This is a genomic window from Nocardia jiangsuensis, assembly GCF_042650385.1.
Lineage (GTDB): Bacteria > Actinomycetota > Actinomycetes > Mycobacteriales > Mycobacteriaceae > Nocardia > Nocardia jiangsuensis.
This window is the reverse complement of sequence record NZ_JBHSAX010000002.1, coordinates 86,584-112,912: the sequence shown is the minus strand read 5'-3', so window position 1 is coordinate 112,912 and position 26,329 is coordinate 86,584. Positions and strand designations below refer to the sequence as shown.

Here is a 26,329-nt window from a genome sequence, read left to right as displayed (position 1 = left end):
GCCGGGGGTCACTCGTGAAGCGGAGGCGACGGAAGCGGATGGAAGCTGCACCGCGATCCTGGCAATTCAGCCTGTCGAACTGGTCCGTCACCCGCAAGGTGGGGATCGTTCTGGTGCTGCCGGTACTGCTGGCGACCGTGTTCGCGGTTCTGCGTATCAACAACGAGTTGCGCACCATGGAGCAACTCCACGCAGCGACCGAACAAGCGATCATCATCCGGCCGGTCGTCCGGTACGGCACGGCCACCGAGCAACTCGCCATCGCGGCGTCCTCCTCCTGGGGGAACATCGCGGATCCGGCGACCGCGTCCGCGCTGACCCGGTTCGACCAGGCGCTCGCCGAACTCGAGGTCGCGATGCAGACCACCGAGGTCAGCGGGAAGGTGACCGCGGAGCTCGCCTCCGCGGTGGCCACCGGGTCGACCATGCGCAACAGCCTGCGCAACGGCTCGCCCGCCATGGTCGGTGAGCAGGCCGACGAGATCGCGGCGCGGATCGGCAATGCGCTGGCCCGCTCGCCCTCGGTCGACGACCTGGTGATCCAGCGCTACTTCCTGCAGCTCGGCGCGATCCAGTCGGCGCGCCGCACGCTCACCCAGCAGCAGCTGCTGATCGGCATGCCGGATGCCGCGCGCAACAACCCCGGCGTGCAGGCCAAGGTGCTCATCTCGGCGGGCGCCGAGATGACCATGATCGCGACCTACTCGCTGATCCTGCCGGAGAACGCGGGGAACCTGCGGCCGCTGATGGACGCGGTGCAGACCCGGCTCGCCGCCTTCAGCCAGAGCGTCGGCGACCCGGCGGCCAACCCGGTCGTCGCGGATTCGCTGCGCGCCAGCACCGACACCTACGCCGTCACCACCGACGAGCTGATGGAGATCATCGACGAGTCGCTGGCATCCCGGACGGTGGACGCGCAGGCAGGCGCGCTGCGCGAGGCCAGCATCGTGCTCGGCACGCTGCTCGCAGGCCTCGCGCTCGCCCTCTCGGTGGCCCGCACGCTGGTGGTTCCGGTGCGCAGGCTGCGGCGCGACGCGCTCGAGGTCGCGCACGTCAAGCTGCCGGACGAGCTCGCGGTGGTGCGCGCCGGTGGCGCCACCCCGCGGATCACCCCGGTCGGCGTGCACAGCACCGACGAGATCGGCCAGCTGGCCCGCGCGGTGGACGAGATCCACGAGCAGGCGCTCGCGCTCGCCGCCGAGCAGGCCAGGCTCCGGGTGCAGATCGGCAACATGTTCGAGACGCTCTCCCGGCGCAGCCAGTCGCTGGTCGAGCAGCAGCTCACCCTGATCGAGGAGCTGGAGCACGACGAGGACGACGGCGAGCGGCTGCAGGCCCTCTTCCGCCTCGACCACCTCGCCACCCGCATGCGGCGCAACGGCGACAACCTGCTCGTGCTCGCCGGTACCCAGCTGCGCCGCGGCCAGCTGCACGGCGTTCCGCTCTCGGACATGCTGTGGAGCGCGGTCTCCCAGGTGGAGGATTACCAGCGGGTGGAGATCGGCTCGGTGCCGGAGGGCGTCGTACCGGGCGAGCCCGCGGTCGACATCGAGCACCTGCTCGCCGAGCTGATCGACAACGCGCTGCGCTACTCGCCGCCGACCACCGCGGTCGCGGTGATGGTGGCCCGCGCGGTGGACGGCGGCTACCTGATCGAGATCACCGACCGCGGCCTCGGCATGGCGTCGGAGGATCTGCAGGCCACCAACGAGCGGCTGGCCTCCGGCGGTGAGGTCAATGTCGAGACCGCGCGCCGGATGGGGCTCTTCGTGGTGGGCAGGCTCGCCAAGCGGCACACCATCACGGTGAGCCTGCGGCGCACCTCGACCATGGCGCAGCAGCCGGGCATCACGGCGAGCGTGCACCTGCCCGGCGCGCTCGTGGCGCCGCAGCTGGACCCCACCGACCCCAGCGGCAAGCAGTTCGGCGGTGCGCGGGACGACGGCTTCGGCTCCGCGCCGACCCGCAACCTGGTTCCGGTGCCGAGCCTGCCCCAGCGCGAGACCGCGAGCAGCGGCTTCGGCACCACCACCAACGGGCTGCCGCAGCGCCGCCCGGCCATGCGGGTGGCGGAGGCGTCGGAGCAGCCGAGCGTCTCGGTCCCCGGCCGCGGCGACCGCACCGGCACCGAGCCGCCGCGCACCTCCGCGTTCGGCTCGGACGAGTCGTCGACCCCGACGACCGGTGGCTTCCCGGCGGTCGACCCGCACAACCCGCCCACCGGCACCGACCTGTGGGCGGAGAACAAGGACGAACCGGCCGACGACGGCGACTTCGCCCAGTTCACCAGCCGCTCCGGGCTTCCGGTTCGCAGGCCGGGCGAGCACGCGCCCGCCGCGGTCCGGCTGGACAACACCGACCGGTCCGATCGCGCGGCGCAGCCCTCGGCGCGCGACGACCAGCGGGCCGAGCCGGCCGAGACCGGCGAGCAGCCGGCCGCCGGACGTCGCCCGGTCCCGGATTGGGACGGCCCGGAGTACGCCACCCAGGCGTACCGTCCGTTCGACCGGCAGCCGCACACCGGCGAGCAGCAGCGGGTCCGCCGCACCGAGGAGACCGACGACGGCCGCGAGCAGACCGGCTCTTCCCGGCTGCAGCCCATCGCCGGGGAGTCACCGACTCCGATCTACCAGCGGATGGTCTCGGAGTGGCTGGTCGAGCCGGCATCGTCGGAGGCGTCCCCCGGCTCCTGGTCGTCGCCCGCCGACGCCGGCTGGTCCGCGGCGGCCGACGCGAGCAAGCCGACCACCTCCTCGCGCACCGCGGGCGGGCTGCCCATCCGCAGGCCGGGCGCGCAGCTGGTTCCGGGCGGGCTCGCCCAGGCGGAGGAGCAGGGTGACCGCGACCCTGAGGAGATCCGCACCAACCTCACCAGGCATCTCAGCGGAGTCCGCAGTGGGCGGGCCAATGTGCAGTACAACGACGGAGGGCTTGCATGACCAACGCCAACAGCACCACGGACGAGAACTTGAACTGGCTGGTCGCACGATTCACCCGGGACATCCCCGGCGTCTCGCACGCCGTCCTGGTGTCGGCCGACGGCCTGCTGCAGGCGACGAGCCCGCACCTGCCGTCGGACCGGGCCGAGCAGCTGGCGGCCGTCACCGCCGGGCTGGCGAGCCTCGCCACGGGGGCGGCGCAACTGTTCGACGGCGGTAAGGTGATGCAGTCGATCGTCGAGATGCAGCGCGGGTACCTCCTGGTGATGAGCGTCGGAAACGGCTCGCACCTGGCAGTTCTCGCCAATAAATCGCACGATATCGGCCGCATCGGGTACGAGATGGCCCTGCTCGTCGACCGGGTCGGCAGTGTCGTGTCGGCGACCGCGCGGACTGCCGTCTGAGCTTGCCATGTCCAGCCCGCACGGCTCCGGACCGTATCGACCCCCCACTCGCGTTCGGCCCTACGCTCTGACCTCGGGGCGGACCGAGCCCGCGGTGGACCTGCCGCTCGAAGCGGTGATCGAAACCCTGTCGCACAACGCGCATCTCGACTGGCCGTCCGGTGACATCCGTACCGAGATCCTGCGTCTCGGAACGCACCGGTTGTCCGTCGCCGAGATCGCCGCACATCTGGACCGCCCGCTGGGTATGGTCCGGGTGGTGATCGGCGATCTCGTCGTGGACGGCGCCATGCGCATGCACATCACACTGACCGAACAGACGAGCTTCAGCGAGCGCCGTACCCTGATGGAGAGGACATTGCGTGGACTCCGCGCCCTTTAGGAAACAAGGGCCCGAAAGCAAGATCGGGCCCGAAGGCAGCACCGGGCCCGATGATGCCGATACCAGGACCGCGTCCACCAAGATCGTGGTGGCGGGCGGGTTCGGCGCAGGGAAGACGACGTTCGTCGGCGCGGTGTCCGAAATCGTGCCGTTGCGCACCGAGGCCATGGTCACCCAGTTCTCGGACGGCATCGACGATCTCGCCGACACTCCGCAGAAGGAGACCACAACGGTCGCCATGGATTTCGGGCGGATCATCCTGCCGGGCAACCTCACGCTGTACCTGTTCGGCACGCCCGGCCAGCGCCGGTTCTGGTTCATGTGGGACGACCTGATCCGCGGCGCGATCGGCGCCGTCGTCCTGATCGACACCCGCAGGCTGGAGGACAGCTTCGCCGCGGTGGACTTCTTCGAGGCGCGCGGGCTGCCCTTCCTGATCGCGGTGAACCGCTTCCCGCACGCGCCGCGCTTCCCGATCGCCGAGCTGCGCGAGGCGCTCTCGGTGCGCGAGGGGGTGCCGATCGTCGACATCGACGCGCGCAACGCGGTCGAGGTGCGGCAGGCGCTCGCCGCGGTGACCGAGTACGCCATCGCGGAGCTCAAGTCGCAGGAACTGGAAGGGGCCGCTCGGCATGGGTGAGCCGCAACTGCTGGCGAGCGGAGGCACCGAGGTCGACCTGTTCGTCCTCGGGCCCTGGATCGCCGGGCTCTCCGTCGCCATCTCGGTGCTCGGCGCGCTGGTCGGGTTCGCCTGCATCGTGCACAGCGTGCGCTCGGCCCGGTTCCGGCTGGTCTGGCTGACCGCGGCCGCCGTCTCGATCGGCGGCATCGGCATCTGGCTCGCCACCTCGGTCACGCTGCTCGGGCTGGATGTCTCCAGCACCGTGCTCCGCTACGACCTGGCCTACCAGATCGCCGCGCTCGTCGTGGCCTTCGCGGCGGTACTGATCGGGCTGCTGCTGCTCGGCCGCTCGTTCCGGCTGCCGCTGCTGCTCGCGGGCGGGCTCGTCATGGGGCTCGGCACCGCGACCACGCTGTACCTGACCCTCGGTTCGATCAGCGTGCAGGGCAAGGTGGACATCTCGCCGTGGCCTGCCGCGTTGGCCGCCGTGGTGGCGGTGCTGGTGTGCGGCGGCGCGCTGTGGTCGTTCCAGGCGCTGCGCGGCAGGCCGGCCCGCGCGGCGAGCACGCTGCTCTTCGGCCTCGGCATCGCCGGGGTGTACTACCTCGGGCTCTCGGCGCTGGAGTTCGAGGTCGACCCGACCGCGACGGCGCCGGACGGCATGGAGCTGTTCGACTTCGTGTTCCCGATGTTCGTGGTCGGGCTGCTGTCGCTGACCATTCCGATCAGCGCGGTGCTCATCGCGCCGGATCGCCGTGCGCTGGCCGCGACCGCGCCCGCGCCGCGTCCGGACCTCGAGCCCGCACGCTGACCGGCTCGCGCGGCGACCAGGAGGGAGCGGGGTGTGACCCCGGAACAGGAAGCCGTGCTGCGCGAGATCCGGCGGCAGCTGCGCGTCCCCGAGCCCGCCGGGCTCGGGGAGCCGGATGCCACGCTGGCGGGGGCGGTGGCCGCGATCCGCGCCGACACCTCGGCGCTGCGCGAGCAGGCGGAGGCGCTGCGCGGCCAGATCGTGGCGCTGCGGACCGAGATCAGTGAGCTGGAGGCCACGACAGCCGATCTCTCGGCGGAGCTGCGCGGGCTGATCGAGCGGCGGCTGCCGTTCCCGCTGTCGCTGCTGGAGGGGCCTGCGGTGGCGCTGGTGGAGCGGTTGGAATCGCTGCTGCCCGCTCGGCCTGCCGAGCTGGCCGCCCCTACCGAAGGACCGGAACGTCACCCTTGAAACGGGGTGGAAATCCGCTGGTGGAGCTTGGCGATGAGCGGGTTCCCTTGGGGCACCGGCCAAACCGGGCCTTCGAGGAACCCGCCCTCCCGCACGAGGGTACCGGTGCGGATCGGTGAAATCCACTCATTCGGCAGGACTTTTATAGGGGTCCAAACCAACCTGTGGTCTGGACCACGCTCTGCCGCAAACTTTTCGCATCGCCGATCGAAACATCGTGAAAGGTCCGGCGGGTTCAGGGGGTCGCGGCGTGTTTGCCCAGCGGGCCCACCCTGTCGAGGGTCCTTACGCTGGATCACACCGCGCGTTCCCGGCCCGGCGCGCTCGAAACCGGGTTATTGTCGGCGCGCACGACGCATCCGGGTTCGTTCGTTCGAAGGAGTTCCGCATGGCTGTCACCGTCACGCTCGACAAGGCCCTCGACAAGGCGTTCGAGGATCAGTCGCTGCAGGAGATTCTCGCCGCTCCGCCCTCGGCGTTCGCCGGGCTCACCGAGGCGGCGGATCAGAAGCTGCTGGACGCGCTGAAGATCAAGACGATCGCTGATCTCGGGAACAACAAGTACTTCCGCCTCGCGGCGGCGCTCGTCGATCTCGCCGGGCGCGAGGGGTAGTTCTTTCCGCCGCATCGGCCGGTACTCGCGCAACGGGAACGTTCGACGGGGGCGGCGCACTGTCCTGTGCGCCGCCCCCGGCTCGCCCGAAAGCTGTCCCGACCTGCTACCGGCAGAGCTGGCCGAACGGCGCTCGCGCCGAGTGATATGGGCGGTGGCGCGAGTCCGGATCAGATCCGGGACGGGTCGACGAGTCCGCGGCGGACGGCGGCGACGAGGCGGCGGGGCACCCGGTGGGCGATACCGCCGACGGTCACGGTGACGAGGTCGGGGGCGACGGCTTTCCACTGCGCCCGCCTGCTCCGCGTATTGCTGCGCGACATCCGCCGCTTGGGGACTGCCACCGGATCACCCCTCCCGGCCGGGGCGAGCACGCCGCCCGTACCTGCGCTCGAACTTCTCGACTCGCCCCGCGGTGTCGAGCACCCGGTTCGCCCCGGTCCAGAACGGGTGCGAATCCGAGGTCACATCCACGACGATGAGCGGGTAGCTGCCCCCGTCGCTCCACTCGACGGTGCGCGAACTGCCCGCGGTCGAGCGGGTCAGGAACCGCGCCCCGGTACTGGAGTCCTCGAAGACCACCGGCCGGTACTCCGGGTGAATCCCTGCTTTCATGCGTTGTCCTCTCTCTGCATGCCCTCGGCGCCGACCCCGGACGGGTCGGCGCACGGATCGGTGTGCTGCTCGCCGAACGGGTCATCCCACCCGGCGACGACCTGCGGCGACCGCGCGACGAGGCGCAGCTCGTCGTCCTCGACCAGCGCCCAGTGCATGGCCCGCCGGATCTCGGCCGGGTCGGCGTCGTGCACGAGCACGACCAGCGAGACGTGCCGGTCACCGAAGCGCTCGTCCCAGCGCAGCGCGGCCAGCGCGGCGCGCTCGGGGTCGACGGCGGCCCGCTCGGCCGGGGTCATGGCGGCCAGCCAGCGCCCCGCTCCCCCGACCCGGAGCCCGCCGCCCGCCGACTCCAGCCACACCACGTCGGCGGGCTGGGTGGCCAGCCAGATCCGGCCGCGCGCGGTGACGACGCCGTCCAGCAGCACGTCCAGCGCCTCGTGCAGCCGGGCCGGGTGGAACGGCCGGTCGGCGGCGAACTCCACCCACTCGACGCCGTGCTCCCGGCTCAGCGGCGGCTGCCCGCGCAGCAGCGGCGCGTGCGGGTCGAAGCCGCGAGCGCGCTCGGGGACCACGGCGAGCAGCGCCTCGATCGCGTCGGCGGCCGGCTCGGCGCCCGGCTCAGCGCGCAGCGCGGGAACGCCGGGGACCAGCCGGTCCAGCACGGCCGCGGTGCGCACCCGCCGCACCGGGTCGGCGCTGCCCGCGATCAGCAGCGCGTCCGCGGACTCGACCCGGCCGAGCGCCGTCTGCGCCACCGTGCGGTCGTCGTCGACCGTGGTCAGGCCGTGCTCGGCCAGGGTGTCGTCGCCGGTGGCGTCGGCGAACCAGGTGTCTTCGTCCAGGCAGGCGAGCACCGCCGAGACTCGCACGTCGCGGCTCGCGGGCGCGTCCGGCCTGCCGACCATCCCCGCCACCACGACGTGCTCGATCGCCTCGCACACCGAGTCCGCCTCGAAAGCGGCGTCGAGGTCGAGCACGATGCGGCGCACCGGCTCCCGCGCCGCGAGCGTGCGCAGCAGCGGCAGCAGGTCGCCGCGGAGCGTGCAGGAGACGCAGCCGTGCGCGAGCTCGAGCACGGAGAGCTCGGCGCGGTCGCCGTCCAGCACGGTCCGCCGGACCACCCCCTCACGGAGGTCACGCAGATCGTGCCGGACGACGACGGTGCCGGGCGCGCGGAGCAGCGCCTCCGGCACCCCGCGCGGGCCGCTGCCGGTGAGCAGGACGACGGGGGTGCGCCGGTCGGACGCGGAGACGGGATCGGCCACCGGAACAAAATTCCTTTCGACAACGGTTTTCATTTGCTGGGTGCCGACGCTACAGTGTCGAACGGCCATTGTCGAAAACGATATTCAATAGGAGGTCGGGTCATGTCGGCCCACTGCCAGGTCACCGGGCGCGCGCCCGGGTTCGGCAAATCCGTCTCGCACTCGCACAAGCGCACCAACCGGCGCTGGGATCCGAACATCCAGCGCAAGACCTACTACCTGCCCAGCGCGGGGCGCCGGATCACGCTGACCGTCTCCGCGAAGGGCATCAAGACCATCGATCGCGACGGGATCGAGGCCGTGGCGGCACGGCTGCGGGCCCGCGGCGAGAAATTCTGAGGAGGGGCACATGGCCTCGAAGTCGACCGAACTCCGGCCGATCGTGAAGCTGAAGAGCACGGCCGGAACCGGCTACACCTACGTCACCAGGAAGAACCGGCGTAACGACCCGGACCGGATGGTGCTGCGGAAGTACGACCCCGTCGTGCGCAGGCACGTGGATTTCCGGGAGGAGCGCTGATGGCGAAGAAGTCGAAGATCGCGCGGGATCAGCAGCGCCGGGTGATCGTCGCGCGGTATGCCGAGCGCAGGGCGGAGCTGAAGGAGCTCGTCCGCAAGCCGGCCACGCCGGACCAGCTACGGGCCGCCGCACAGGCCGAGCTGCGGAAAATGCCGCGTGACGCCAGTCCGGTACGATTGCGCAATCGGGACGCCGCCGACGGTCGACCGCGCGGCCACCTCAGGAAGTTCGGGCTCTCGCGGGTCCGGGTGCGCGAGATGGCGCACCGGGGCGAGTTGCCCGGAGTGCGCAAATCGAGCTGGTAGATCATCCACGATCGCGGAGAAGGAAGTCGTCAGCATGGCAGTGAAGCGAGCACCGTCGAAGAAGGTCCGTGCCGAGCAGGCGCGCCGCCCGAAGAAGAACCCGTTGATCGCCGCGGGCATCGAGCACGTCGACTACAAGGACGTGAACCTGCTCCGCACGTTCATCTCCGATCGCGGCAAGATCCGCAGCCGCCGGGTCACCGGGCTCACCCCGCAGCAGCAGCGACAGGTCGCCATCGCCGTCAAGAACGCCCGTGAGATGGCGCTGCTGCCGTTCACCAGCCGCTGATCCCGGCGACCAGCGAGGCCCGGTGCGCGCGCACCGGGCCTCGGTCGTCTCACGGGATGGTGAGTACCTGGCCCGGGTGGATCAGGTCCGGGTCGTCGACGCCGCTGGCCGCCGCGATCTCGTGGTAGCGGTTGCCGTCGCCGTAGAAGTGCTCGGCGATGGCCCACAGCGTGTCACCGGGCTCGACGGTGTGCGTGCGCGGCGCGGGCGGCGGCGGGGGCACGTCGGCCGGGGCCTGCTCGAAGGCCGGCTGGGCGACGGCCTCGGCGACCGGCTCCGGCTCCGCGGGGGCGGCCTCGGCGACCGGCTCCGGGGCGGGCAGCGGGTTGTCGGTCTCGGTGCCGGAGGCCCACAGCGCGCTGCCGTCGGTGCCGTAGAGCACCACGTTGCGATCGGCCTGCACCACCAGGCGATCGGCCGACCGGTCATTGGTCTCGGTGGACCAGGCGGCGTCGCTGCCGTCCTTGTAGAGCACGAAGTTGCCGTCGTGCTGCAGCACCGCGTTGCGCACACCCTGATCGTGGGTCTGGGTGGACCACAGCACAGTGCCGCCGGGCTCGGAGAGCACCAGATTGCCGTCGTTCTGCAGGGTCAGGGTGTAGGCCCCGCCCGTCAGCGACTGCCCCAGCCCCAGTTCTTCACCTACGCGCAGCGTATCGACCACGTTCGTCCTTCCGGAAGTCAGCCTGAATTGTTCGAATACGGTGTGCCACCGGGCGTTCGGGGCAAACCGTCACCGAATGTACTGGCGTTCGGCGGAGAGCGCCCGTGCCGGGCGGGGGATTCGCTCACAATTCACCCGGCACCCGGTCCGACGGGAAGCGGCTAGGGTCGGTGGCATGGCTCGGATCTCGTTCCCGCGGCGGGTCGCCGCGCTCGCCCTGCTGCTCGGCACCGTCGTCTGCGCGGGGTGCGGGGGCTCCACATCGGAGGGGAACGACTCTGCCGCGCAGTCGGTTTCGTCCACTTCCGCGGCGCCGAGCATGCCGGTCGAGGGCGAGCCGGGGCTGCCCCCGCGGCCCTTCACGGAGTCTCCGGTGCTGGTCGAGGCGTACCCGATTCCGTTCGGCTCCTACTCGCGGGTGGGCGCGGATCGGCTCGCGGTGGTCTTCGAAACCGGTTCGCCGGAGTGTTACGGAGTGTCGGCAAAGGTCATCGCGGAGACCGATGCCGCGGTGACGATCGAGCTCAGGGCGGGGCGCAGGCCCGATGCGGCGAGCCGCATGTGCACCCTGATCGCGGTGACCGGGAGCCTCGAGGTGCAGCTGCCCTCGCCGCTGGGGCAGCGGCAGGTGCTCAGCGCGGCGTGACCCGGCTGGGCAGCGGCTCGTCGTGATCCGCCGGGGCTCGCGCGGCGCCGCATCGCGCCGGTCGACCAGCGAGGCGACAGCCGGGGCCGCGCAGACGCACCACGCTCCTCGGCCCCGGCGGCCGGGCGCCCCGCGGGGTGCCCGGCCGCCGGAGCGACCTCCTCAGTGCGCGAAGTGCCGTGCGCCGGTCAGGTAGAGCGTGACCCCGGCCTCGCGGGCCAGGTCGATGGTCTCCTGGTCGCGCACCGAGCCGCCGGGCTGCACGATGGCGCGCACCCCGGCCTGGATCAGCTGCTGCGGGCCGTCCGGGAAGGGGAAGTAGGCATCCGAGGCGGCCACCGAGCCCTTGGCCCGGTCGCCGGCCCGCTGCACCGCGAGCTGCACCGCGTCCACCCGGTTCACCTGGCCCATGCCGACGCCCACCGAGGCGCCGTCGGCGGCGAGCAGGATGGCGTTGGACTTCACCGCGCGGCAGGCCAGCCAGGCGAAGGCGAGGTCGGCGAGGGTGGCCTCGTCGGCCGGATCGCCCGCCGCCAGCGTCCAGTTCGCCGGGTCGTCGCCGGGGGCGTCCAGGATGTCCCGCTGCTGCAGCAGCAGGCCGCCGCTGATCGGGCGCAGCTCGGCGCCTGCCCGCTGTGGCGGCTCGGCGATCAGGATGCGCACGTTCTTCTTGCGCTGCAGCACCTCGACCGCGCCGTCCGCGTAGCCGGGGGCGACGATGACCTCGGTGAACACCTCGGCCACCTGCTCCGCCATCGCCACCGTGACCTCGCGGTTGGCCGCGATGACGCCGCCGAACGCGCTCACCGGGTCACAGGCGTGCGCCTTGCGGTGCGCCTCGGCGATATCGGCGCCGATCGCGATGCCGCACGGGTTGGCGTGCTTGATGATCGCCACCGCGGCCGCGTCGTGGTCGAACGCGGCGCGCCAGGCGGCGTCGGCGTCGGTGTAGTTGTTGTACGACATCTCCTTACCGTGCAGCTGCTCCGCCTGCGCCAGCCCGGTGCGCCCGTCGCCGTTGGTGTAGAGCGCGGCCGACTGGTGCGGGTTCTCGCCGTAGCGCAGCACCGCCGACCGCTCCCAGGTGCCGCCGACCCAGGCCGGGAAGCCCTCCGGCTCGCCGCCGACGTCCGGCACCCGGACACTGAGCATCCAGCTCGCCACCGCGACGTCGTAGCTCGCGGTGTGCTGGAACGCCTCGGCCGCCAGCGCGGTCCGCTCGGCGAGGGTGAAGCCGCCCGCCTCGACCGCGGCCTGCACGCTCGCGTAGTCGTCGGTGTTCACCACGACCGCCACCGACGGGTGGTTCTTGGCCGCCGCGCGCACCATGGACGGGCCGCCGATATCGATCTGCTCGACGCACTCGTCCGGGGTCGCGCCGCCGGCCACGGTCTCGGTGAACGGGTACAGGTTCACCACGACCAGCTCGAACGCCTCGACGCCGAGCTCGGTGAGCTGCGCCAGGTGCTCGGGACGCCTGGTGTCCGCGAGGATGCCCGCGTGCACCCGCGGGTGCAGCGTCTTCACCCGGCCGTCCAGGGTCTCCGGGAAGCCGGTGAGCTCCTCCACCTTGGTCACCGGGATGCCCGCGGCGGCGATCCGCCCCGCGGTGGAGCCGGTCGACACGATCTCGACGCCGGCCGCGTGCAGCCCGGTGGCCAGCTCCTCCAGCCCCGTCTTGTCGTAGACGCTCACCAGCGCCCTGCGGATCGGCCTGCGGTCACTCACCGGGGTACTCGCTCATCTGGGATCACTGCCTTTCGTCCGTCGGAGACAATGCCGCGGGTCGCGATGCCGGCGACGACCTCCGCCAGCAACCGTCGCTCGACAACCTTGATGCGCTCGTGCAGCGTGGCCTCGTCGTCGGCGGGCAGCACCGGCACCGGCTCCTGCGCCAGGATCGGGCCGGTGTCGACGCCGGCGTCGACCAGGTGCACGGTCGAGCCGGTGACCTTCACGCCGTAGGCGAGCGCGTCCCGCACGCCGTGCGCGCCGGGGAAGGCGGGCAGCAGCGCCGGGTGGGTATTGACGATCCGGCCGCCGAAGCGCTCCAGGAAGGCGGGGCCGAGGATCTTCATGAAGCCTGCCGAGACCACCAGGTCCGGCGTGTACTCCGCGACCGCGGCGGTGAGCGCGCGGTCCCAGGCGGCGCGGTCGGCGTGGTCGGCGAGTGCGACCAGGAAACTCGGGATACCGGCGGCCGCGGCGTGCCCGGTGGCCGCGCACTCGCGGTCCACCCCGACCGCGACGATCCGGGCCGGGTACCCGGGGGCGGCCGCCGCCTCGAGCAGGGCGCGGAGCAGCGATCCGGTGCCCGAGGCGAGCACGACGACGGTGGCGGGCACCCGGTCGACAGACGGTGACGTCAGCGCTCTACTCCTGCGTGAGATGGACGGCGGCAACGTGATCGTGGGCCGAACACCGCCGCCCCAGAGCCTAACGACCCGGGGTGCGGCCACCGTCCGGCAGGTCGGCATCCACGATCTCGGCGTCCAGGATCTCCGGGGTCGTCCCGGTGGTCGCGGATGGGGTTCGCGCGGTGCCGACGGGGTCGTCGGAGTCGAGCAGCTCGGCGTCGAACGGCTCTTCCGCGCCCGCGTCGAGGTAGCGGGCGCCGGGGTGGTCGGGGTCGTCGCCCGGTCCCGCGTCGGCGCGCGCGCCATCGGCTTCGTCCCGCCCGCTCGCCGAGTGGTCGCCGTCGTCATCGGCGTACCGGGCGTCGCCGCTCCCCGGCGCCGCGCGGTCGCCGTCGGCGCCGCTCCCGACCTCCGCGTCCGCGCTCCGGTCGTCGGAGTATTCGGCGGCACCGCCGCCTGCCGCCGCCTGCTCACCGTCCTCGTCGTCGTACTCGTCCCGGTGATATCCCTCGGTGTCGTACCCGTCCTCGTCGAAGCCGTGCCGGTCGAACCCGTCGTCGTCGTAGCCGTCCTCGTGCAGCCCGTCCTCGTGGTACCCGCGCTCGTCGTACCCCTCGTGGTCGTAGCCGTGCGCGTCGTACCCGTGCGCGTCGAAACCATCGCGGTCGTACCCGTCGCGGTCGAATCCGTCGGCATCGAAGCCGTATTCGTCGTACGGCACCGCCGCGGTGCGCTCGGCGACCGGCGCCGGACGCCGCAGCCGCGGCCGCCGCAGCTCGACGTTCCAGCGCCTGCCGAGCGCCATCCCGGCGTACCCGAAGAGCGCGAACCAGCCGAAGGAAATCACCGCGAAGGCGGGCAGCAGCATGCCGACCCGGCCCGCGTCGCCGAGCGTGCCGCCGCTGACCGCGCCGAGCAGCAGCAGCGCCAGCGTGGCGCTGCCGGCGGCGGTGAGCGTGGCCCACGGCGCGGTCAGCCGGTCGTCCGAGGTGCGCGCGGTGTCGAGCCCGCCGAGCGCGCCCACCGCGGCGGGCAGCACGAGCAGCGCGGGCCACCATCCGGCGGCCGGGCCGGTCGGCACCGCGGCCAGCACCGGAAGCCCCGGCACCGCGCCGCCGACCACCCCGAAGAGCCCGAACTCGGCGCCGCCGAGCTGCGCGCCCGGCCCGAGCAGCACGCTCACCGTCGCCACCACCACATTGGGCAGGTAGCCGATCGAGAGCAGAGTGAGGCCGAGCACGCCGACCACCCCGTCCGCGCCCGCGTAGGCGTCGAGCACGGCGGAGCCACGCGCGAACAGCGCGAGCACGACGACGACGGCCGCGCAGGCCAGCATGCGGAGCACGATCAGCCCGCCCGCGCGCAGCCCGGCCAGCACCAAGCGCGGCGGCTGCGGCAGCGGGAGGTCGACGTCGTGCAGCCGGGTCGCGATGCCGGCGCCCGCACCGAGCAGGTGCCAGCCGAAGACCCAGAGGAAGGCGGCGAGCGGGTTCGGCGGCTGTAGCGCGACGACGGCGGAGGCGTCCTCGGTGACCGCGATGCAGATGGAGGTCACCACCAGCGGCCCGAGCAGCGCGGCGCCCAGGATCCAGGACAGGTCGACCCGGTTCGCGCCCGGCCGGACGGCGTGCGCGCACTCCCGCGCCACACCCCAGACCAGCAGCGCGGTGGCGAGCAGCGGGAGCGCGCCGAGCGTGGTCTTGCCGATCGTGAGCGGCACCTGGTGGATGGCGAGCCAGCTCGCGGCGATGGCGCCGGCCCCGCCCCCGGTGCCGCTGCCCGCGGCGAGCAGCGTGGTCAGGATCAGCACGGTGGCGATGGTCAGCGCGAAGGTCGCCGGTCGCGCCGCGACCAGCAGGAGCACCCGCGCCCGCTCCGGGCTCAGCGCCCAGCCGCCCTCCGGGCCATGGCCCTCCGGGCCGTGGCGCTCCGGCCCGGGGCGCGTCGGACGGCGGCGTTCGGCCGTTGTTCTCGGGGCGCTCATGGGAGTGAAGCGTGGCACCGGCCCCGGCGCGCCGTCGTCAGGCGCGCCGGGGCCGGTGCGGCCGCGCTACTACTTGTTGTCGTCCGAGGGGCGGAAGGCCCTTGTCGCCTCGGCGGTCGGGTCGGCGCCCTGCTCCCCGCCGAACGGCTGCTGCTGGGCCTGGCCGCTCTGCGGCTGGGCGGACTGGGCGGGCTGGCTCTGCTGCCCGGCCTGCGGCTGAGCGGACTGCTGCTGCCCGGTCTGCGGCTGGCCGTAGCCCTGGGCGCCGTACTGCGGCTGCTGCCCGCCGAAGTGCTGGGTGGCCTGATCCGAGCCGGGGAAGGCCCCCTGCTGCTGCGCGCCGTACCCCTGCTGCTGGCCGTACTGCTGCCCGTAGGGCTGCTGCTGCCCGTAGGCGGGCTGGCTCTGCCCGTAGGGCTGCTGCTGGACCGGGTACTGCGCCCCGCTCTGCTGGCCGAAGGCCTGGGTGGACGGGCCGGCCTGCTGCCCGAACCCGGCCTGCTGCCCCTGCTGCCCGTAGCCGCCCTGCTGGCCGTACCCCGCCTGCTGACCCTGCTGGCCGTACCCGCCCTGCTGACCGTAGGCGCCCTGCTGGCCGTAGTTCTGCTGGCCGAAGTTCTGCTGCGCCGGAGCGGCCGGACGCGGCGCGGGCGGCTTGATGATGCCGAGCTCGAAGAGCACCGCGGCGACCGCGATGGCGGCCTGCACGAAGAGCAGCACCAGGATCACCCAGGCGCCCCACTTCAGCTCCAGCCCCTCGCCCAGGTTGAACGAGACGAAGAGCAGCGCGAAGAACGCCACCACCGCGGCGGCGGCGGCCGGCGGCAGCCAGGCCTGCTTGGGCAGCAGCGAGAAGGCGGCGAGCAGCCCGGCGAAGAGCGCGAAGCCGAGGATCGCCGCGCCGAAGGCGGTGTCGAACAGGCTGTTCGACACGTCCGACTCGATCGAGGTGTCGCCGAAGCTCACCGGGGAGGTGGTGAGGAACGGCAGGAAGCCGAGCAGGAAGTTCAGCACGCCGAGCGCCGCCACACCCACCGTCAGCAGGAAGGGCAGCCCCTTGCCCGCAACGCCGGTCGCCGAGGTGCTGGTGGCCGCGCCGGTCGCGCCGGCGCCGGTGCTCGGCGTACCCGCCTGCTGCCCGGTGCTCGGAGTGGCGGAGGGCGGGACGGGGTTGTTGTACCCGGAGCCCCCGGTCGGGTAGGACATGTCGTCGTCTCCTTGTCGATGGGTCGAGCGGCGCGGGCCGGTCGAGTCGTGCACGGCTTTCGACGGGTGATTACCCCCGACGCTACTGCAACCCACACCTCGGGTCATCACCAGCCGAGAAGAGCGGAGGCCGCCTCCCCGCTGGGAAGACGGCCTCCGCTGGCGCCCGGTGTGGATCAGGCCGTGACGGCCGCCTTCTCCAGGATTTCGCGGGCCAGCGCGGCGGTCTCGGACGGCGTCTTGCCGACCTTCACGCCCGCGGCCTCCAGCGCTTCCTTCTTGGCCGCCGCGGTGCCCGACGAGCCGGAGACGATGGCGCCCGCGTGGCCCATGGTCTTGCCCTCGGGGGCGGTGAAGCCCGCGACGTAGCCGACGACCGGCTTGGTGACATTGGCCTTGATGAAGGCCGCGGCGCGCTCCTCGGCGTCGCCGCCGATCTCGCCGATCATCACGATGAGCTCGGTCTCCGGGTCCTTCTCGAACGCCTCGATGGCGTCGATGTGGGTGGTGCCGATGACCGGGTCGCCGCCGATGCCGATGGAGGTCGAGAAGCCGAAATCGCGCAGCTCGTACATCATCTGGTAGGTCAGCGTGCCGGACTTGGAGACCAGCCCGATCGGGCCCTTGCCCGCGATGTTGGCGGGGGTGATGCCGACCAGCGACTCGCCCGGAGTGATGATGCCGGGGCAGTTGGGGCCGATGATCCGGGTCTTGTTGCCCTTCTCCAGGTTGTAGGCCCACGCGTACGCGGTGTCCTGCACCGGGATGCCCTCGGTGATGACCACGAGCAGCGGGATCTCCGCGTCGATGGCCTCGATGACGGCGTCCTTGGCGAACTTCGGCGGCACGAACGCGATCGACACGTCGGCGCCGGTCTTCTCGATGGCCTCGGCGACCGAGCCGAACACCGGCAGCTCGACGTCGCTGCCGTCCTTGGCGACGTGCGCGACGGTGGTGCCCGCCTTGCGCGCGTTCACGCCGCCGACGACCTGGGTGCCGGCCTTCAGCATCAGCGCGGTGTGCTTGGTGCCCTCGCCGCCGGTGATGCCCTGGACGATGACCTTGGAGTCCTTGTTCAGGAAGATAGACATTGCCGTTGTCCTTACTTGGCCGCTGCCAGTTCGGCCGCCTTGTCGGCGCCCTCGTCCATTGTCTGCGCCAGCGTCACCTGCGGGAGCGCGGCATCGGCGAGGATCTTGCGGCCCTCGTCCACCCGGTTGCCGTCGAGCCGGACCACCAGCGGCTTGGTGGCCGCGTCGCCCAGGATCTCCAGCGCCTTCACGATGCCGTTGGCCACCGCGTCACACGCGGTGATACCACCGAAGACGTTGACGAACACGCTCTTGACCTGCTCGTCGCCCAGGATGACGTCGAGCCCGGCCGCCATCACCTCGGCCGAGGCGCCGCCGCCGATGTCGAGGAAGTTGGCCGGCTTGACGCCGTTGTGCGCCTCGCCCGCGTAGGCCACCACGTCGAGGGTGGACATGACCAGCCCCGCGCCGTTGCCGATGATCCCGACCTCGCCGTCCAGCTTGACGTAGTTGAGGTCGTTCTCCTTGGCCTTGAGCTCCAGCGGATCGGTGGCGTCACGATCGGCGAAGGCCTCGTGGTCGGCGTGCCGGAACGAGGCGTTCTCGTCCAGGGTGACCTTGCCGTCCAGCGCGAGGATCTCGTCCTGCGGGGTGCGGACCAGCGGGTTGACCTCGACCAGGGTGGCGTCCTCGGCGACGAAGACCTCCCACAGCTTCTGGATGGTCACGGCCGCGGCGTCCAGCACCTCGGCGGGCAGGTGGCCCTGCTCGGCGATGGAGCGCGCGAACGCCAGGTCGACGCCCTTGACGGCGTCCACGGAGATCCGGGCCAGCCGGTCCGGCTTGGTCTCGGCGACCTCTTCGATCTCCATGCCGCCCTCGACCGAGCACATGGCCAGGTAGTTGCGGTTGGCGCGGTCCAGCAGGAAGGAGATGTAGTACTCCTCCGCGATGTCCTTCGCCTCCGCGACCAGGACCTTCTTGGTGATGTGGCCCTTGATGTCCAGGCCGAGGATGTTCGAGGCGTGGGTGAACGCGTCGTCCGGGGTGGCGGCGTACTTGACGCCACCCGCCTTGCCGCGGCCGCCGACCTTCACCTGGGACTTGATCATCACCGGCTTGCCGATTTCCTCCGCGATGGCGCGCGCGTCCTCGGCCGTGTCCGTGACGCGGCCCTCCGACGAGGGCACTCCGTGCTTAACGAAGAGCTCCTTCGCCTGATATTCGAAGAGATCCATGTACTCACCGTCTCGTCTGCGTTGTGATGACAACGTCTTTGTTGGGGCCCGACGTCGCAAGCGGGTCGGCTCGGACTCTAATCAGCCGCGCGGAGCGGGAATCGACCGCGTACCGCTCGAGTGGCACAGGTCACGGGCGCGTGCCGGGGGCCGCAAAACCGCCGGTCAACGCTACCGGCGAGTAGGTAAGCAGGTAGAGCGGCAGCGGGGAGGGAAGGAGGGTGAGCGCATCGGCGGCGGCTCGCGTACCCTCACACCGGTGCCCGCCGGGGTGTGCGTCGTTACCGTCCCGTGCGGTGATCAATCTCACATGCTTGGACAGAATCGGCCGAGCACTTGAAGCCTTGTAGTCGTTTCGTTACCGTTATGCGGTCGATGTCACAGCAAGGTCACGACACGTGCCAGGTCACGAGGAGGACGGCAAGCTTGTCACAGCACACCACTCCGCAGGTGCACTGCCGCTCTCTCACTGACCGGGTGCCCGGTACCAGGACGATTTACACCTCGATGCTTCTCCTCACCTCCGGTCGGTCCGTCCGATGACCGACGCGCTCTCGTTCGACGCCTTCGCGGGCACCCGCCGCCGTCAGGTCGGCTCGCTGTACCGCTACCGGGACGCCGAGCCGACGGCAGCCGTGCTCCCCTTCCGGCCGACCACCCCCGACGACAGAACCGGCCACTGCCTGCCGCACGACGGCACGCCCGGCCACTGGCCGGGCACCGACGGCCGGGGCGGTGCCTGGGACGACGGCTCGCCCGCCGCTCCCGCCTGGGGCGCCGAGCAGGCCTGGAACGCCGAGCAGAACTGGAACGACGCCCCCACCTGGAACGCCGACGCGGCCTGGGGCGAGCAGCCCGCCACCCAGGAGTGGCAGCAAGGCGCCGCCTGGGACGCCGAGCGGAACTGGGACGGTGGCTACGACGAGCCGGCCTGGAGCGCCGACCAGGCGTGGAACTCCGAGCCGCAGTGGAGCCCCGAGCAGACCTGGAGCCCGGACGAGCGCTGGGACGCCGAGCCGGAGGAACCGGCCGAGGAGTCGGGGCCGCGGCCGCGCTACATCGGCTCGCGCGCGGGCCACAAGGCAGGCACCGGCACACACCGCCTGCCCGCGCCTCCCGGATCGCTCAAGGGCAGGGCCGCCGTCGTCGCCGTCGCCGCAGGCGCGGTCGTCGCCGCGGGCCAGGCCGCGCTGGCCGCCCCCGGCCAGTCCGCGCAGGCCGTCGACTACGAGGCCGCCGGCCAGGTGCACGAGATCGCCGCGCAGTCGATGAGCGTCGCCGACCCGTCCGTCGCCTCGCCGGAATCGCCGCAGATGCTGAACATCTCCGCACCCACCGGGCTGGACCAGTTCAGCGACATCCTGCAGAAGGGCGCCAAGTACGCGGAGGATCTGGCAGCGGCCGAATCCGCCAAGTTCCGGCCGCTCTTCGCCAAGTTCACCTCCGGCACCTACACCTCCGGCTACGGCGCCCGCTGGGGCGTGCAGCACCTCGGCCTCGATATCGCCGGGCCGATCGGCACCCCGATCTACGCGGTCGCCGACGGCACGGTGCTCGAGTCCGGGCCTGCCTCCGGCTTCGGCATGTGGGTCCGGCTGCTGCACGACGACGGCACCGTCACCGTGTACGGCCACATCGACACCGCGACGGTGTCGCAGGGCGAGCGGGTGCTGGCAGGCGACCAGATCGCCACCATGGGCAACCGCGGCTTCTCCACCGGCCCGCACGTCCACTTCGAAGTCTGGCTGAACGGCTCCAACAAGATCGACCCGCAGCCCTGGCTCGCCACCCGCGGCATCAGCCTCGGCCCGATGGGCGACTAGCCGGCCGCGACGATCGCAAGGCCGAAGAGCGCGACCAGCTTGACCACTTCGGCCCCGATGTACCAGTAGTGCGCGTGCGAGCGCGATAGCTCCGCGCCCGCCAGCACTCGATCCGAGCGACGGCTCAGTGGCGGCCGGATCACGAATACCTGGATGGCTCGGCCCCGCGACCGCGCTGCCGAGCCATACCCGGCTCGCCGCCGCTGGGCCCAGCACCGCGGCGGCGAGCTGCTCAGAGCTTCATCAGTGACCGGCTGAACTGCGGGATCAGCCGGATGGTGCCCGCGGTGCCGAAATCGATGGTCACCGTCGCCAGCGGCCCGACGCCGTCGGCCGCCACCACCCGGCCGAGACCGTACTTGTCGTCGGTCACCCGATCGCCCACCGCCAGCACCAGGTCGGTGTTGTTCCGCTTGACCCCGCCGCCCGGCGCCGGCCTGCGCGGGCCGCCACGCACGCCGGGGCGCTCGTCCCAGCCGCTGCCCCGGGTCCAGTCCCTGGCCATGCCCTCGTCCTCGCCGCGCCGCCTGCCGCGCGGGCCGGTCTGGCTCACCGGCTCCAGCCGCTGCCAGTCGATGAGGTGCTGCGGAATCTCCTGGAGGAAACGGGATTCCGGGTTGCTCACCGGCTGGCCCCAGCCGGAGCGCACCACCGCGCGCGAGAGGTAGAGCCGCTGCCTGGCCCTGGTGATGCCGACGTAGGCGAGCCGGCGCTCCTCGGCCAGCTCGGTCGGGTCGCCGAGCGCCCGCATGTGCGGGAACTGCCCGTCCTCCCAGCCGGTCACGAAGACCACGGGGAACTCCAGCCCCTTGGCGGTGTGCAGGGTCATCATGGTGACCACGCCGGTGCCCTCGTCCGGGATCTGGTCGGTGTCGGCGACCAGCGAGACCCGCTCCAGGAAGGCCGCCAGCGAGCCCGGGTCGGGCTCGCCCTCCTCGGCCTCCGGCACCAGCCCCTCGGTGGCCGCCGCCTCGGCGTTGTTGTGCGCCTCGGAGCTGAATTCCCTGGCCACGCTGACGAGTTCGTTCAGGTTGTCCAGCCGGGCGCCGTCCTGCGGGTCGTCCGATGCCGCCAGCTCGGCGCGGTAGCCGGTGCGGTCGAGCACCGCGTCGACGACGGTGCCGACGTCGAAGTAGGCGGCGTCCGGCTGGGCGCCGAGCGCGCGCACCTCGTCCAGCAGGTCGAGGAAGCCGGCGATGGCGCGCTGCGCCCTGGTGTTCAACAGCGCGACCTTGCCGTCCGCCGCGTCCCGCAGCGCCGCCCCGAAGCCGAGGCCGCGCTGCTCGGCGTGCACCGCGACGCAGGCCTCCGCCCGGTCGCCGATGCCGCGGCGCGGGGTGTTCAGGATGCGGCGCATGCTCACCGCGTCCTCCGGGTTCGCCAGCACCCTGAGGTAGGCGACGATATCGCGCACCTCCTTGCGCTCGTAGAACCGGACGCCGCCGACCACCTTGTACGGCAGCCCCATCCGGATGAAGATCTCCTCCAGGGCGCGCGAGTTGTTGTTGGTGCGGTAGAAGACCGCGACGTCGCCGTAGTTGGCGTCGCCCGCGTCGACCAGCCGGTCGATCTCCCGCGCGACGAAGGAGGCCTCGTCGTGCTCGTTGTCCGCGACGTAGCCGACGATCAGGTCGCCCTCGCCGGAATCGGTCCACAGCCGCTTCTCGCGCCGGTTCTCGTTGCGCGCGATCACCGCGTTCGCGGCGGAGAGGATGTGCTGGGTGGAGCGGTAGTTCTGCTCCAGCAGGATGGTCTCCGCGTCCGGGAAGTCGCGCTCGAACTCCTCGATATTGCGGATCGTCGCGCCGCGGAAGGCGTAGATGGACTGGTCGGCGTCGCCGACCACGCAGAGCTCGCTCGGCGGCACCTCGCTGTGCAGCTCGCGGCCGTCGGGCCCCTGCTCCGGCGCGCTGATCGCGTGCCCGACCAGCTCGCGGATCAGCACGTACTGCGCGTGGTTGGTGTCCTGGTACTCGTCGACGAGGACGTGCCGGAAGCGGCGGCGGTAGTACTCGGCCACCTCGGGGTGGTTCCGCAGGATCGCGACCGTCTCGCCGATCAGGTCGTCGAAGTCGAGCGCGTTCGCCGCGCGCAGCCTGCGCTGGTACTCGGTGTAGACCTTGGCGACCAGGGTGGGCAGCTCGGACTCGTCCGACTCCGCGTCCGCGACCGCCTGCGCCGGGCCGATCAGCTCGTTCTTCAGGTTGGAGATGGCGGTGGCGAGCAGCCGGGCCGAGTACTTCTTGACGTCGATCTCCATGTCGCGGCTGATCATGGTGAGCAGCCGGCGCGAATCGTCCGCGTCGTAGATGGAGAAGTTCGAGTTCATCCCGGGCAGCAGCGCGGCCTGCATGCGCAGGATCCGCACGCAGCTGGAGTGGAACGTGGAGACCCACATGCTCTGCGCGCGCGGCCCGACCAGCCCGGCCACCCGCTCGCGCATCTCGGCGGCGGCCTTGTTGGTGAAGGTGATGGCCAGGATCTGCCCGGTGTGCGCGCCGCGGGCGGCGAGCAGGTAGGCGATCCGGCGGGTGAGCACGGCGGTCTTGCCCGACCCCGCGCCCGCGACGATGAGCAGCGGCGCTCCGGCGTGCACGACGGCGGCGCGCTGCTGCGGGTTCAGCCCCTCGAGCAGGTGCTCGGCCTCGTCCGCGCGCTTGCGCTCGCGCTCGACCCGCAGCCGCTCGCGCTCGTCCTGGCTGAGCGGGGCCTGCGCGGTGAGCGCGACCCGCTTCGCCGGAGCCGGACCCGTTCGATCCCTGTTCGTTTCGTTCTGCGCCACCGTGATGTCCATTGCCCATCCACGCTACCGGCGCGCACCGACAGAACCGAGCCCGGACCGGGGGTCCCGCCGCGCACCGGCCCCGCCGGGGGCGGTGTGGCAGACTGGGCGCGTGATCAGCGACCCGACCCGCAGCCCGGAGTTCCGGTTGTCCGCAGGCCACCCTTTCCGCGGATCCTGATCCACGTGTGACCGTGCGGGGGGAGAATACAAGGTCCACCAGGTCTGTTTCAGAGTGAAAGAACTGATCGGTAACGACAAGGGGATGACGACCGATCCACGTTCTGACACGAGGAGATGAATGATGAGCACCCCTGCCACCACCGCCGGGTCGAATTCCGCGTCGTCCCCCGGGTCCGACGCCGCGCTCCCGCAGAGCGAGGCCGAGATCGAGAAGCTCCGCAAGGAGATCGATCGGCTCGACGCGGAGATCCTCGCCGCCATCAAGCGGCGCAGTGAGATCTCCCGGGTGATCGGCCGGACCCGGATGGCCTCCGGCGGCCCGCGGCTGGTGCACAGCCGGGAGATGAAGGTGCTCGAGCGCTTCAGCGAGCTCGGGCAGGAGGGGCACACCCTCGCCATGCTGCTGCTGCGCCTCGGCCGCGGACGCCTCGGCCACTAGGCACTTCGGTCCTCGTCCGACAGCCGCCCCGGTCTCTCCGATCGGGGCGGCTGTCGCGCATCAGGTGAGCGCGATGTACTTCGTCGAGAGGTACTCCTCGATGCCCTCACTGCCGCCCTCGCGCCCGAAGCCGGAGGACTTGACCCCGCCGAACGGCGCGGCGGTATCGGAGATCACGCCGCGGTTCACCCCGACCATGCCGCTCTCCAGCCCCTCCGCGATCCGCAGCGCGCGGTCCAGATCCCGGGTGTAGATGTAGGCGACCAGCCCGAATTCGGTGTCGTTGGCGGCGGCCAGCCCCTCCTCCTCGGTCTCGAAGGTGACCACCGGCGCCACCGGCCCGAAGACCTCCTCGCGCAGGATGCGGGCGTCGGCTGGCAGCTCGGCGAGCACCGTCGCGGGGTAGTACCAGCCGGTGCCGTCCGGCCGCTCGCCGCCGATCCTGACCTTCGCGCCCTTCGCGACCGCGTCCTCGACCAGCTCCGACACCGTGTTCAGCTGGTCCTCGCTGACCAGCGGGCCGAGCGTGGTCTCCGGGTCGGTGCCGGGCCCGAGCACCACCGACTCCATCGCCTTCGCGAACTTGGCGGTGAACTCCTCGGCCACCCCGGCCTGCACGTGGAAGCGGTTGGCGGCGGTGCACGCCTCGCCGCCGTTGCGCAGCTTGGCCAGCATGGCGCCCTGCGCCGCGGCATCGACGTCGGCGTCGTCGAAGACCACGAACGGGGCGTTGCCGCCCAGCTCCATGGAGGTGCGCAGGAGCAGCGGCGCGGCCTGCTCGACCAGCTTGCGCCCCACCTCGGTCGAGCCGGTGAAGGTCAGCTTGCGCAACCGGGAATCCTCCAGCAGCGGCTTGGTGACGGCGGCCGAGCGGCTGGACGGGATCACCGAGAGCACGCCGTCCGGCAGCCCGGCCTCGCCGCACAGCTTCGCCAGCAGCAGCATGGTGAGCGGGGTCGCCGAGGCGGGCTTGACCAGCATGGTGCAGCCCGCGGCGAGCGCGGGACCGATCTTGCGGGTGCCCATGGCGAGCGGGAAGTTCCACGGGGTGATGGCCAGACAGGGCCCGACCGGCTGCTTGTGCACGATGATCCGGCCGGTGCCGAGCGGGGAGTGCTGGTAGCGGCCGTGCACCCGCACCGCCTCCTCGGCGAACCAGCGGAAGAACTCGGCGCCGTAGCGCACCTCGTTGCGGCTCTCCGGCAGCGCCTTGCCCATCTCCAGCGTCATGAGCAGCGCGAAATCCTCGCTGCGCGCGGTGATCGCCTCGAAGACGGCGCGCAGGATCTCGCCGCGCTCGCGGGACGGGGTCGCGGCCCACTCGGCCTGCACCGCGACCGCCGCGTCCAGCGCCTTCACCGCATCGCGCGGGCCCGCGTCTGCGATCTCCAGCAGGGTCTCGCCGGTCGCCGGGTTGTGCACGGCGAAGGTGCCGCCCTCGACCGGATCGGCCGGGCCGCCGATCCACAGCGAGGTGGGGACGGACTGCAGAACTTCGAGTGCTTCCTTTTCCAGGGCCATGCCGTCAGCCTAATGACCTCGTGCCCGGTTGCGGGGAGCCTTCTCCGGCTCGGAAACGGGTCTCAGAGCCGGCCGCGCAGCAGCAGATTCCAATAGACGCGGGGCAGGACGTAGCGGTCGAAGGCCCACGCGCTGCGGCGCGGCCGGAGCGGGTCCAGGAACGAGGGCAGCGCTGAGGAGAGGGCGCCGCTGCGGTCGAACTCGGCGGGGATGAGCCGGTGCGCGTCGGTGGCGATCGGCGCCACCGTGTAGCCGTCGTATTCGCGCAGCGCGGCTCCGGCGCGGGCGGCGGCGATGTTGTCGGCGAGCACCGCGATCTGGCGGCGCAGCGCACCGCCGGAGGGATCGGTGGCGACCGCGGCGGCGTCGCCCGCCGACCAGATGTCGTCGAAGGCGCGGTGCCGCAGCGTCCCGGGATCGATGTCGACGAGCCCGTGCGGCGCGGCGGCGAGTCCGGAGGTCTCGATCCACCGGGGGCCGCGGAACGGGGGAACCAGGTGCAGCAGGTCGTAGGGCAGCCGATGCTCGCTCCCCTCCGCGGTGACGGTGACAGCCTGGACGTCGGGGTGCAGCGCGGTGACCGTGCTGTCGTCCCACACCCGGACGTTCAGGGCGGCGAGCCTGGACCGCAGCGCGTCGTCGAGTTCCCGCACGCCGATCAGGTCGGGGCGGTCGACGACCAACGCCAGGTCGAGGGTGTCCAGGATCCCGCGTCGACGCCAGTGCGCCGCGGCCAGGAACAGCGGCTTGATCGTCGTTCCGGTGCAGCTCACCGGTGCTCTCGGCACCGTGAAGACCACCCGGCTCCCGGGTGCGAGGGTGCGGACGAGTTCCCAGGTCCGCGCGGCCCGGTCGAGATAGTTGCTGGTCACTCCCGGTGTGTCGAGCGCCGCGTCGAGGCCGGGCAGTGCGTCGGTGTCGGGGACCAGACCGGGCGCGACGACGAGATCGCGATAGCCGACGACCGCACCGGATTCGCAGCGCACCCGGTGCGCCGACGGCTCGACCGCGACCACCGCGTCGCGGATCCAGCTCGCTCCGGCGGGCGTGACGGAGCGCTGGGTCCGCTCCGCCTGCGTGAGGCTCGCCTGACCGCCGCCGACGTAGGACAGCAGCGGCCGGTAGGTGTGCACCGCGTTCGGCTCGACGATGGCGACATCCTCGATCCCCTGCCGGATCAGCCGGGCGGCCGCGCTGATGCCCGCGTTGCCGCCGCCGATGATCACCACGTCGAACTGCCGCTCGGGTCTGGTCGCCGTCATCGCCCGGAGCTACC

28 protein-coding genes are annotated in these 26,329 nt (G+C 71.9%); 14 read left to right on the top strand and 14 right to left on the bottom strand.

The genetic code is table 11. From position 1 onward, the window contains the following. Positions 1-38: 38 nt before the first annotated feature. The 7 genes from ACFO0B_RS00550 (at position 39) to ACFO0B_RS00520 (ending at position 6,182) form a co-directional block, all read left to right on the top strand. Positions 39-2,939, top strand: coding sequence for an ATP-binding protein (locus ACFO0B_RS00550; RefSeq protein WP_378610249.1), 2,901 nt, complete (start codon positions 39-41; stop codon positions 2,937-2,939). Continuing rightward, positions 2,936-3,343: a roadblock/LC7 domain-containing protein gene (locus ACFO0B_RS00545; RefSeq protein ID WP_378610248.1), complete on the top strand. Its 408-nt coding sequence runs from the start codon at positions 2,936-2,938 to the stop codon at positions 3,341-3,343. Before ACFO0B_RS00550 ends, ACFO0B_RS00545 begins: the two co-directional genes overlap by 4 nt. A gap of 7 nt (positions 3,344-3,350) precedes the next feature. Beyond that, a complete protein-coding gene (locus ACFO0B_RS00540; RefSeq protein ID WP_233020518.1) occupies positions 3,351-3,725 on the top strand; it encodes a DUF742 domain-containing protein in 375 nt (124 codons plus the stop codon). Positions 3,726-3,747: 22 nt separating this feature from the next. Then, positions 3,748-4,365 carry a GTP-binding protein gene (locus ACFO0B_RS00535; protein ID WP_378610476.1) on the top strand — a complete coding sequence of 206 codons (618 nt, stop codon included), beginning with the start codon at positions 3,748-3,750 and terminating at the stop codon, positions 4,363-4,365. Further along, the gene (locus ACFO0B_RS00530; protein ID WP_378610247.1) at positions 4,358-5,158 is read left to right on the top strand and encodes an MHYT domain-containing protein; all 801 of its coding nucleotides are present in this window, start codon (positions 4,358-4,360) and stop codon (positions 5,156-5,158) included. Before ACFO0B_RS00535 ends, ACFO0B_RS00530 begins: the two co-directional genes overlap by 8 nt. 33 nt (positions 5,159-5,191) lie before the next feature. Continuing rightward, complete coding sequence (locus tag ACFO0B_RS00525; protein ID WP_378610246.1) at positions 5,192-5,569, top strand: hypothetical protein; 378 nt, start codon at positions 5,192-5,194, stop codon at positions 5,567-5,569. 388 nt (positions 5,570-5,957) lie between these two features. Further along, the gene (locus ACFO0B_RS00520; RefSeq protein ID WP_378610245.1) at positions 5,958-6,182 is read left to right on the top strand and encodes a hypothetical protein; all 225 of its coding nucleotides are present in this window, start codon (positions 5,958-5,960) and stop codon (positions 6,180-6,182) included. Between the two features lie 170 nt (positions 6,183-6,352). Here ACFO0B_RS00520 and rpmF read toward each other — a convergent pair whose 3' ends face one another. The 3 genes from rpmF to mrf are packed head-to-tail and all read right to left on the bottom strand — an operon-like array spanning position 6,353 to position 8,065. Continuing rightward, a complete protein-coding gene (gene rpmF, locus ACFO0B_RS00515) occupies positions 6,353-6,526 on the bottom strand; it encodes a 50S ribosomal protein L32 (protein WP_378610244.1) in 174 nt (57 codons plus the stop codon). A gap of 4 nt (positions 6,527-6,530) precedes the next feature. Next, positions 6,531-6,797 carry a type B 50S ribosomal protein L31 gene (locus ACFO0B_RS00510; protein WP_378610243.1) on the bottom strand — a complete coding sequence of 89 codons (267 nt, stop codon included), beginning with the start codon at positions 6,795-6,797 and terminating at the stop codon, positions 6,531-6,533. Next, positions 6,794-8,065 carry a ribosome hibernation factor-recruiting GTPase MRF gene (gene mrf / locus ACFO0B_RS00505; RefSeq protein WP_378610242.1) on the bottom strand — a complete coding sequence of 424 codons (1,272 nt, stop codon included), beginning with the start codon at positions 8,063-8,065 and terminating at the stop codon, positions 6,794-6,796. Before mrf ends, ACFO0B_RS00510 begins: the two co-directional genes overlap by 4 nt. A gap of 102 nt (positions 8,066-8,167) precedes the next feature. Between mrf and rpmB the strand changes: the two genes are divergently transcribed. Genes rpmB through rpsR form a run of 4 tightly spaced genes read left to right on the top strand, consistent with a single transcriptional unit; the run spans position 8,168 to position 9,179 of the window. Beyond that, the gene (gene rpmB / locus ACFO0B_RS00500; RefSeq protein ID WP_378610241.1) at positions 8,168-8,404 is read left to right on the top strand and encodes a 50S ribosomal protein L28; all 237 of its coding nucleotides are present in this window, start codon (positions 8,168-8,170) and stop codon (positions 8,402-8,404) included. Between the two features lie 10 nt (positions 8,405-8,414). Continuing rightward, positions 8,415-8,585, top strand: coding sequence for a 50S ribosomal protein L33 (rpmG, locus tag ACFO0B_RS00495; RefSeq protein WP_357025221.1), 171 nt, complete (start codon positions 8,415-8,417; stop codon positions 8,583-8,585). Then, entirely contained in the window at positions 8,585-8,890 is a 306-nt protein-coding gene (gene rpsN / locus ACFO0B_RS00490) for a 30S ribosomal protein S14 (RefSeq protein WP_378610240.1), read from the top strand. Before rpmG ends, rpsN begins: the two co-directional genes overlap by 1 nt. Before the next feature lie 34 nt (positions 8,891-8,924). Continuing rightward, positions 8,925-9,179, top strand: coding sequence for a 30S ribosomal protein S18 (gene rpsR / locus ACFO0B_RS00485; protein ID WP_357025227.1), 255 nt, complete (start codon positions 8,925-8,927; stop codon positions 9,177-9,179). Between the two features lie 49 nt (positions 9,180-9,228). On the opposite strand, the gene ACFO0B_RS00480 is transcribed toward rpsR, so the two are convergent. Beyond that, a complete protein-coding gene (locus ACFO0B_RS00480) occupies positions 9,229-9,843 on the bottom strand; it encodes a LysM peptidoglycan-binding domain-containing protein (protein WP_378610239.1) in 615 nt (204 codons plus the stop codon). Between the two features lie 175 nt (positions 9,844-10,018). Here ACFO0B_RS00480 and ACFO0B_RS00475 point away from each other — a divergent pair, with 175 nt between their 5' ends. Then, positions 10,019-10,489: a hypothetical protein gene (locus ACFO0B_RS00475; RefSeq protein WP_378610238.1), complete on the top strand. Its 471-nt coding sequence runs from the start codon at positions 10,019-10,021 to the stop codon at positions 10,487-10,489. Between the two features lie 162 nt (positions 10,490-10,651). Here the strand turns inward: ACFO0B_RS00475 and purH are convergent, their stop codons facing one another. From purH to sucC, 6 genes are all read right to left on the bottom strand, one after another. Continuing rightward, a complete protein-coding gene (gene purH, locus ACFO0B_RS00470; protein WP_378610237.1) occupies positions 10,652-12,217 on the bottom strand; it encodes a bifunctional phosphoribosylaminoimidazolecarboxamide formyltransferase/IMP cyclohydrolase in 1,566 nt (521 codons plus the stop codon). Next, entirely contained in the window at positions 12,214-12,897 is a 684-nt protein-coding gene (gene purN, locus ACFO0B_RS00465) for a phosphoribosylglycinamide formyltransferase (RefSeq protein WP_378610475.1), read from the bottom strand. The genes purH and purN overlap by 4 nt, the downstream gene beginning before the upstream one ends. Before the next feature lie 28 nt (positions 12,898-12,925). After that, a complete protein-coding gene (locus tag ACFO0B_RS00460; RefSeq protein ID WP_378610236.1) occupies positions 12,926-14,830 on the bottom strand; it encodes a cell division protein PerM in 1,905 nt (634 codons plus the stop codon). Between the two features lie 69 nt (positions 14,831-14,899). Beyond that, on the bottom strand, positions 14,900-16,036 hold the full coding sequence (locus ACFO0B_RS00455) for a DUF5336 domain-containing protein (RefSeq protein ID WP_378610235.1): 1,137 nt from the start codon (positions 16,034-16,036) through the stop codon (positions 14,900-14,902). A 176-nt stretch (positions 16,037-16,212) separates the two neighbouring features. After that, entirely contained in the window at positions 16,213-17,127 is a 915-nt protein-coding gene (gene sucD, locus ACFO0B_RS00450) for a succinate--CoA ligase subunit alpha (RefSeq protein ID WP_378610234.1), read from the bottom strand. Between the two features lie 11 nt (positions 17,128-17,138). After that, positions 17,139-18,305 (bottom strand): ADP-forming succinate--CoA ligase subunit beta, encoded by a 1,167-nt coding sequence (sucC, locus tag ACFO0B_RS00445; RefSeq protein ID WP_378610233.1) that lies wholly within the window; start codon positions 18,303-18,305, stop codon positions 17,139-17,141. A gap of 539 nt (positions 18,306-18,844) precedes the next feature. Here sucC and ACFO0B_RS00440 point away from each other — a divergent pair. After that, positions 18,845-20,128 carry a M23 family metallopeptidase gene (locus ACFO0B_RS00440; RefSeq protein ID WP_378610232.1) on the top strand — a complete coding sequence of 428 codons (1,284 nt, stop codon included), beginning with the start codon at positions 18,845-18,847 and terminating at the stop codon, positions 20,126-20,128. On the opposite strand, the gene ACFO0B_RS00435 is transcribed toward ACFO0B_RS00440, so the two are convergent. Next, a complete protein-coding gene (locus ACFO0B_RS00435; protein WP_378610231.1) occupies positions 20,125-20,271 on the bottom strand; it encodes a hypothetical protein in 147 nt (48 codons plus the stop codon). The genes ACFO0B_RS00440 and ACFO0B_RS00435 overlap by 4 nt on opposite strands. Before the next feature lie 89 nt (positions 20,272-20,360). Next, on the bottom strand, positions 20,361-22,922 hold the full coding sequence (locus ACFO0B_RS00430) for a UvrD-helicase domain-containing protein (RefSeq protein WP_378610230.1): 2,562 nt from the start codon (positions 22,920-22,922) through the stop codon (positions 20,361-20,363). Between the two features lie 292 nt (positions 22,923-23,214). Between ACFO0B_RS00430 and ACFO0B_RS00425 the strand changes: the two genes are divergently transcribed. Then, entirely contained in the window at positions 23,215-23,532 is a 318-nt protein-coding gene (locus ACFO0B_RS00425) for a chorismate mutase (protein WP_378610229.1), read from the top strand. Positions 23,533-23,592: 60 nt separating this feature from the next. Here ACFO0B_RS00425 and ACFO0B_RS00420 read toward each other — a convergent pair whose 3' ends face one another. Together ACFO0B_RS00420 and ACFO0B_RS00415 are read right to left on the bottom strand one after the other, a co-directional pair. Beyond that, positions 23,593-25,053, bottom strand: coding sequence for an NAD-dependent succinate-semialdehyde dehydrogenase (locus tag ACFO0B_RS00420; RefSeq protein ID WP_378610228.1), 1,461 nt, complete (start codon positions 25,051-25,053; stop codon positions 23,593-23,595). A 62-nt stretch (positions 25,054-25,115) separates the two neighbouring features. After that, a complete protein-coding gene (locus ACFO0B_RS00415; RefSeq protein WP_378610227.1) occupies positions 25,116-26,315 on the bottom strand; it encodes an NAD(P)/FAD-dependent oxidoreductase in 1,200 nt (399 codons plus the stop codon). Positions 26,316-26,329: the final 14 nt, after the last annotated feature.

What these genes read in the sequence shown, in the direction of transcription:
- ACFO0B_RS00550 (WP_378610249.1), top strand. Translation starts at nt 39, where the DNA reads ATGGAAGCTGCACCGCGATCCTGGCAATTCAGCCTGTCGAACTGGTCC.
- ACFO0B_RS00545 (WP_378610248.1), top strand. Translation starts at nt 2,936, where the DNA reads ATGACCAACGCCAACAGCACCACGGACGAGAACTTGAACTGGCTGGTC.
- ACFO0B_RS00540 (WP_233020518.1), top strand. Translation starts at nt 3,351, where the DNA reads ATGTCCAGCCCGCACGGCTCCGGACCGTATCGACCCCCCACTCGCGTT.
- ACFO0B_RS00530 (WP_378610247.1), top strand. Translation starts at nt 4,358, where the DNA reads ATGGGTGAGCCGCAACTGCTGGCGAGCGGAGGCACCGAGGTCGACCTG.
- ACFO0B_RS00520 (WP_378610245.1), top strand. Translation starts at nt 5,958, where the DNA reads ATGGCTGTCACCGTCACGCTCGACAAGGCCCTCGACAAGGCGTTCGAG.
- ACFO0B_RS00510 (WP_378610243.1), bottom strand. Translation starts at nt 6,797, where the DNA reads ATGAAAGCAGGGATTCACCCGGAGTACCGGCCGGTGGTCTTCGAGGAC.
- rpmB (WP_378610241.1), top strand. Translation starts at nt 8,168, where the DNA reads ATGTCGGCCCACTGCCAGGTCACCGGGCGCGCGCCCGGGTTCGGCAAA.
- rpmG (WP_357025221.1), top strand. Translation starts at nt 8,415, where the DNA reads ATGGCCTCGAAGTCGACCGAACTCCGGCCGATCGTGAAGCTGAAGAGC.
- rpsN (WP_378610240.1), top strand. Translation starts at nt 8,585, where the DNA reads ATGGCGAAGAAGTCGAAGATCGCGCGGGATCAGCAGCGCCGGGTGATC.
- rpsR (WP_357025227.1), top strand. Translation starts at nt 8,925, where the DNA reads ATGGCAGTGAAGCGAGCACCGTCGAAGAAGGTCCGTGCCGAGCAGGCG.
- ACFO0B_RS00475 (WP_378610238.1), top strand. Translation starts at nt 10,019, where the DNA reads ATGGCTCGGATCTCGTTCCCGCGGCGGGTCGCCGCGCTCGCCCTGCTG.
- ACFO0B_RS00460 (WP_378610236.1), bottom strand. Translation starts at nt 14,830, where the DNA reads ATGAGCGCCCCGAGAACAACGGCCGAACGCCGCCGTCCGACGCGCCCC.
- ACFO0B_RS00455 (WP_378610235.1), bottom strand. Translation starts at nt 16,036, where the DNA reads ATGTCCTACCCGACCGGGGGCTCCGGGTACAACAACCCCGTCCCGCCC.
- sucD (WP_378610234.1), bottom strand. Translation starts at nt 17,127, where the DNA reads ATGTCTATCTTCCTGAACAAGGACTCCAAGGTCATCGTCCAGGGCATC.
- sucC (WP_378610233.1), bottom strand. Translation starts at nt 18,305, where the DNA reads ATGGATCTCTTCGAATATCAGGCGAAGGAGCTCTTCGTTAAGCACGGA.
- ACFO0B_RS00440 (WP_378610232.1), top strand. Translation starts at nt 18,845, where the DNA reads ATGACCGACGCGCTCTCGTTCGACGCCTTCGCGGGCACCCGCCGCCGT.
- ACFO0B_RS00430 (WP_378610230.1), bottom strand. Translation starts at nt 22,922, where the DNA reads ATGGACATCACGGTGGCGCAGAACGAAACGAACAGGGATCGAACGGGT.
- ACFO0B_RS00425 (WP_378610229.1), top strand. Translation starts at nt 23,215, where the DNA reads ATGAGCACCCCTGCCACCACCGCCGGGTCGAATTCCGCGTCGTCCCCC.
- ACFO0B_RS00420 (WP_378610228.1), bottom strand. Translation starts at nt 25,053, where the DNA reads ATGGCCCTGGAAAAGGAAGCACTCGAAGTTCTGCAGTCCGTCCCCACC.
- ACFO0B_RS00415 (WP_378610227.1), bottom strand. Translation starts at nt 26,315, where the DNA reads ATGACGGCGACCAGACCCGAGCGGCAGTTCGACGTGGTGATCATCGGC.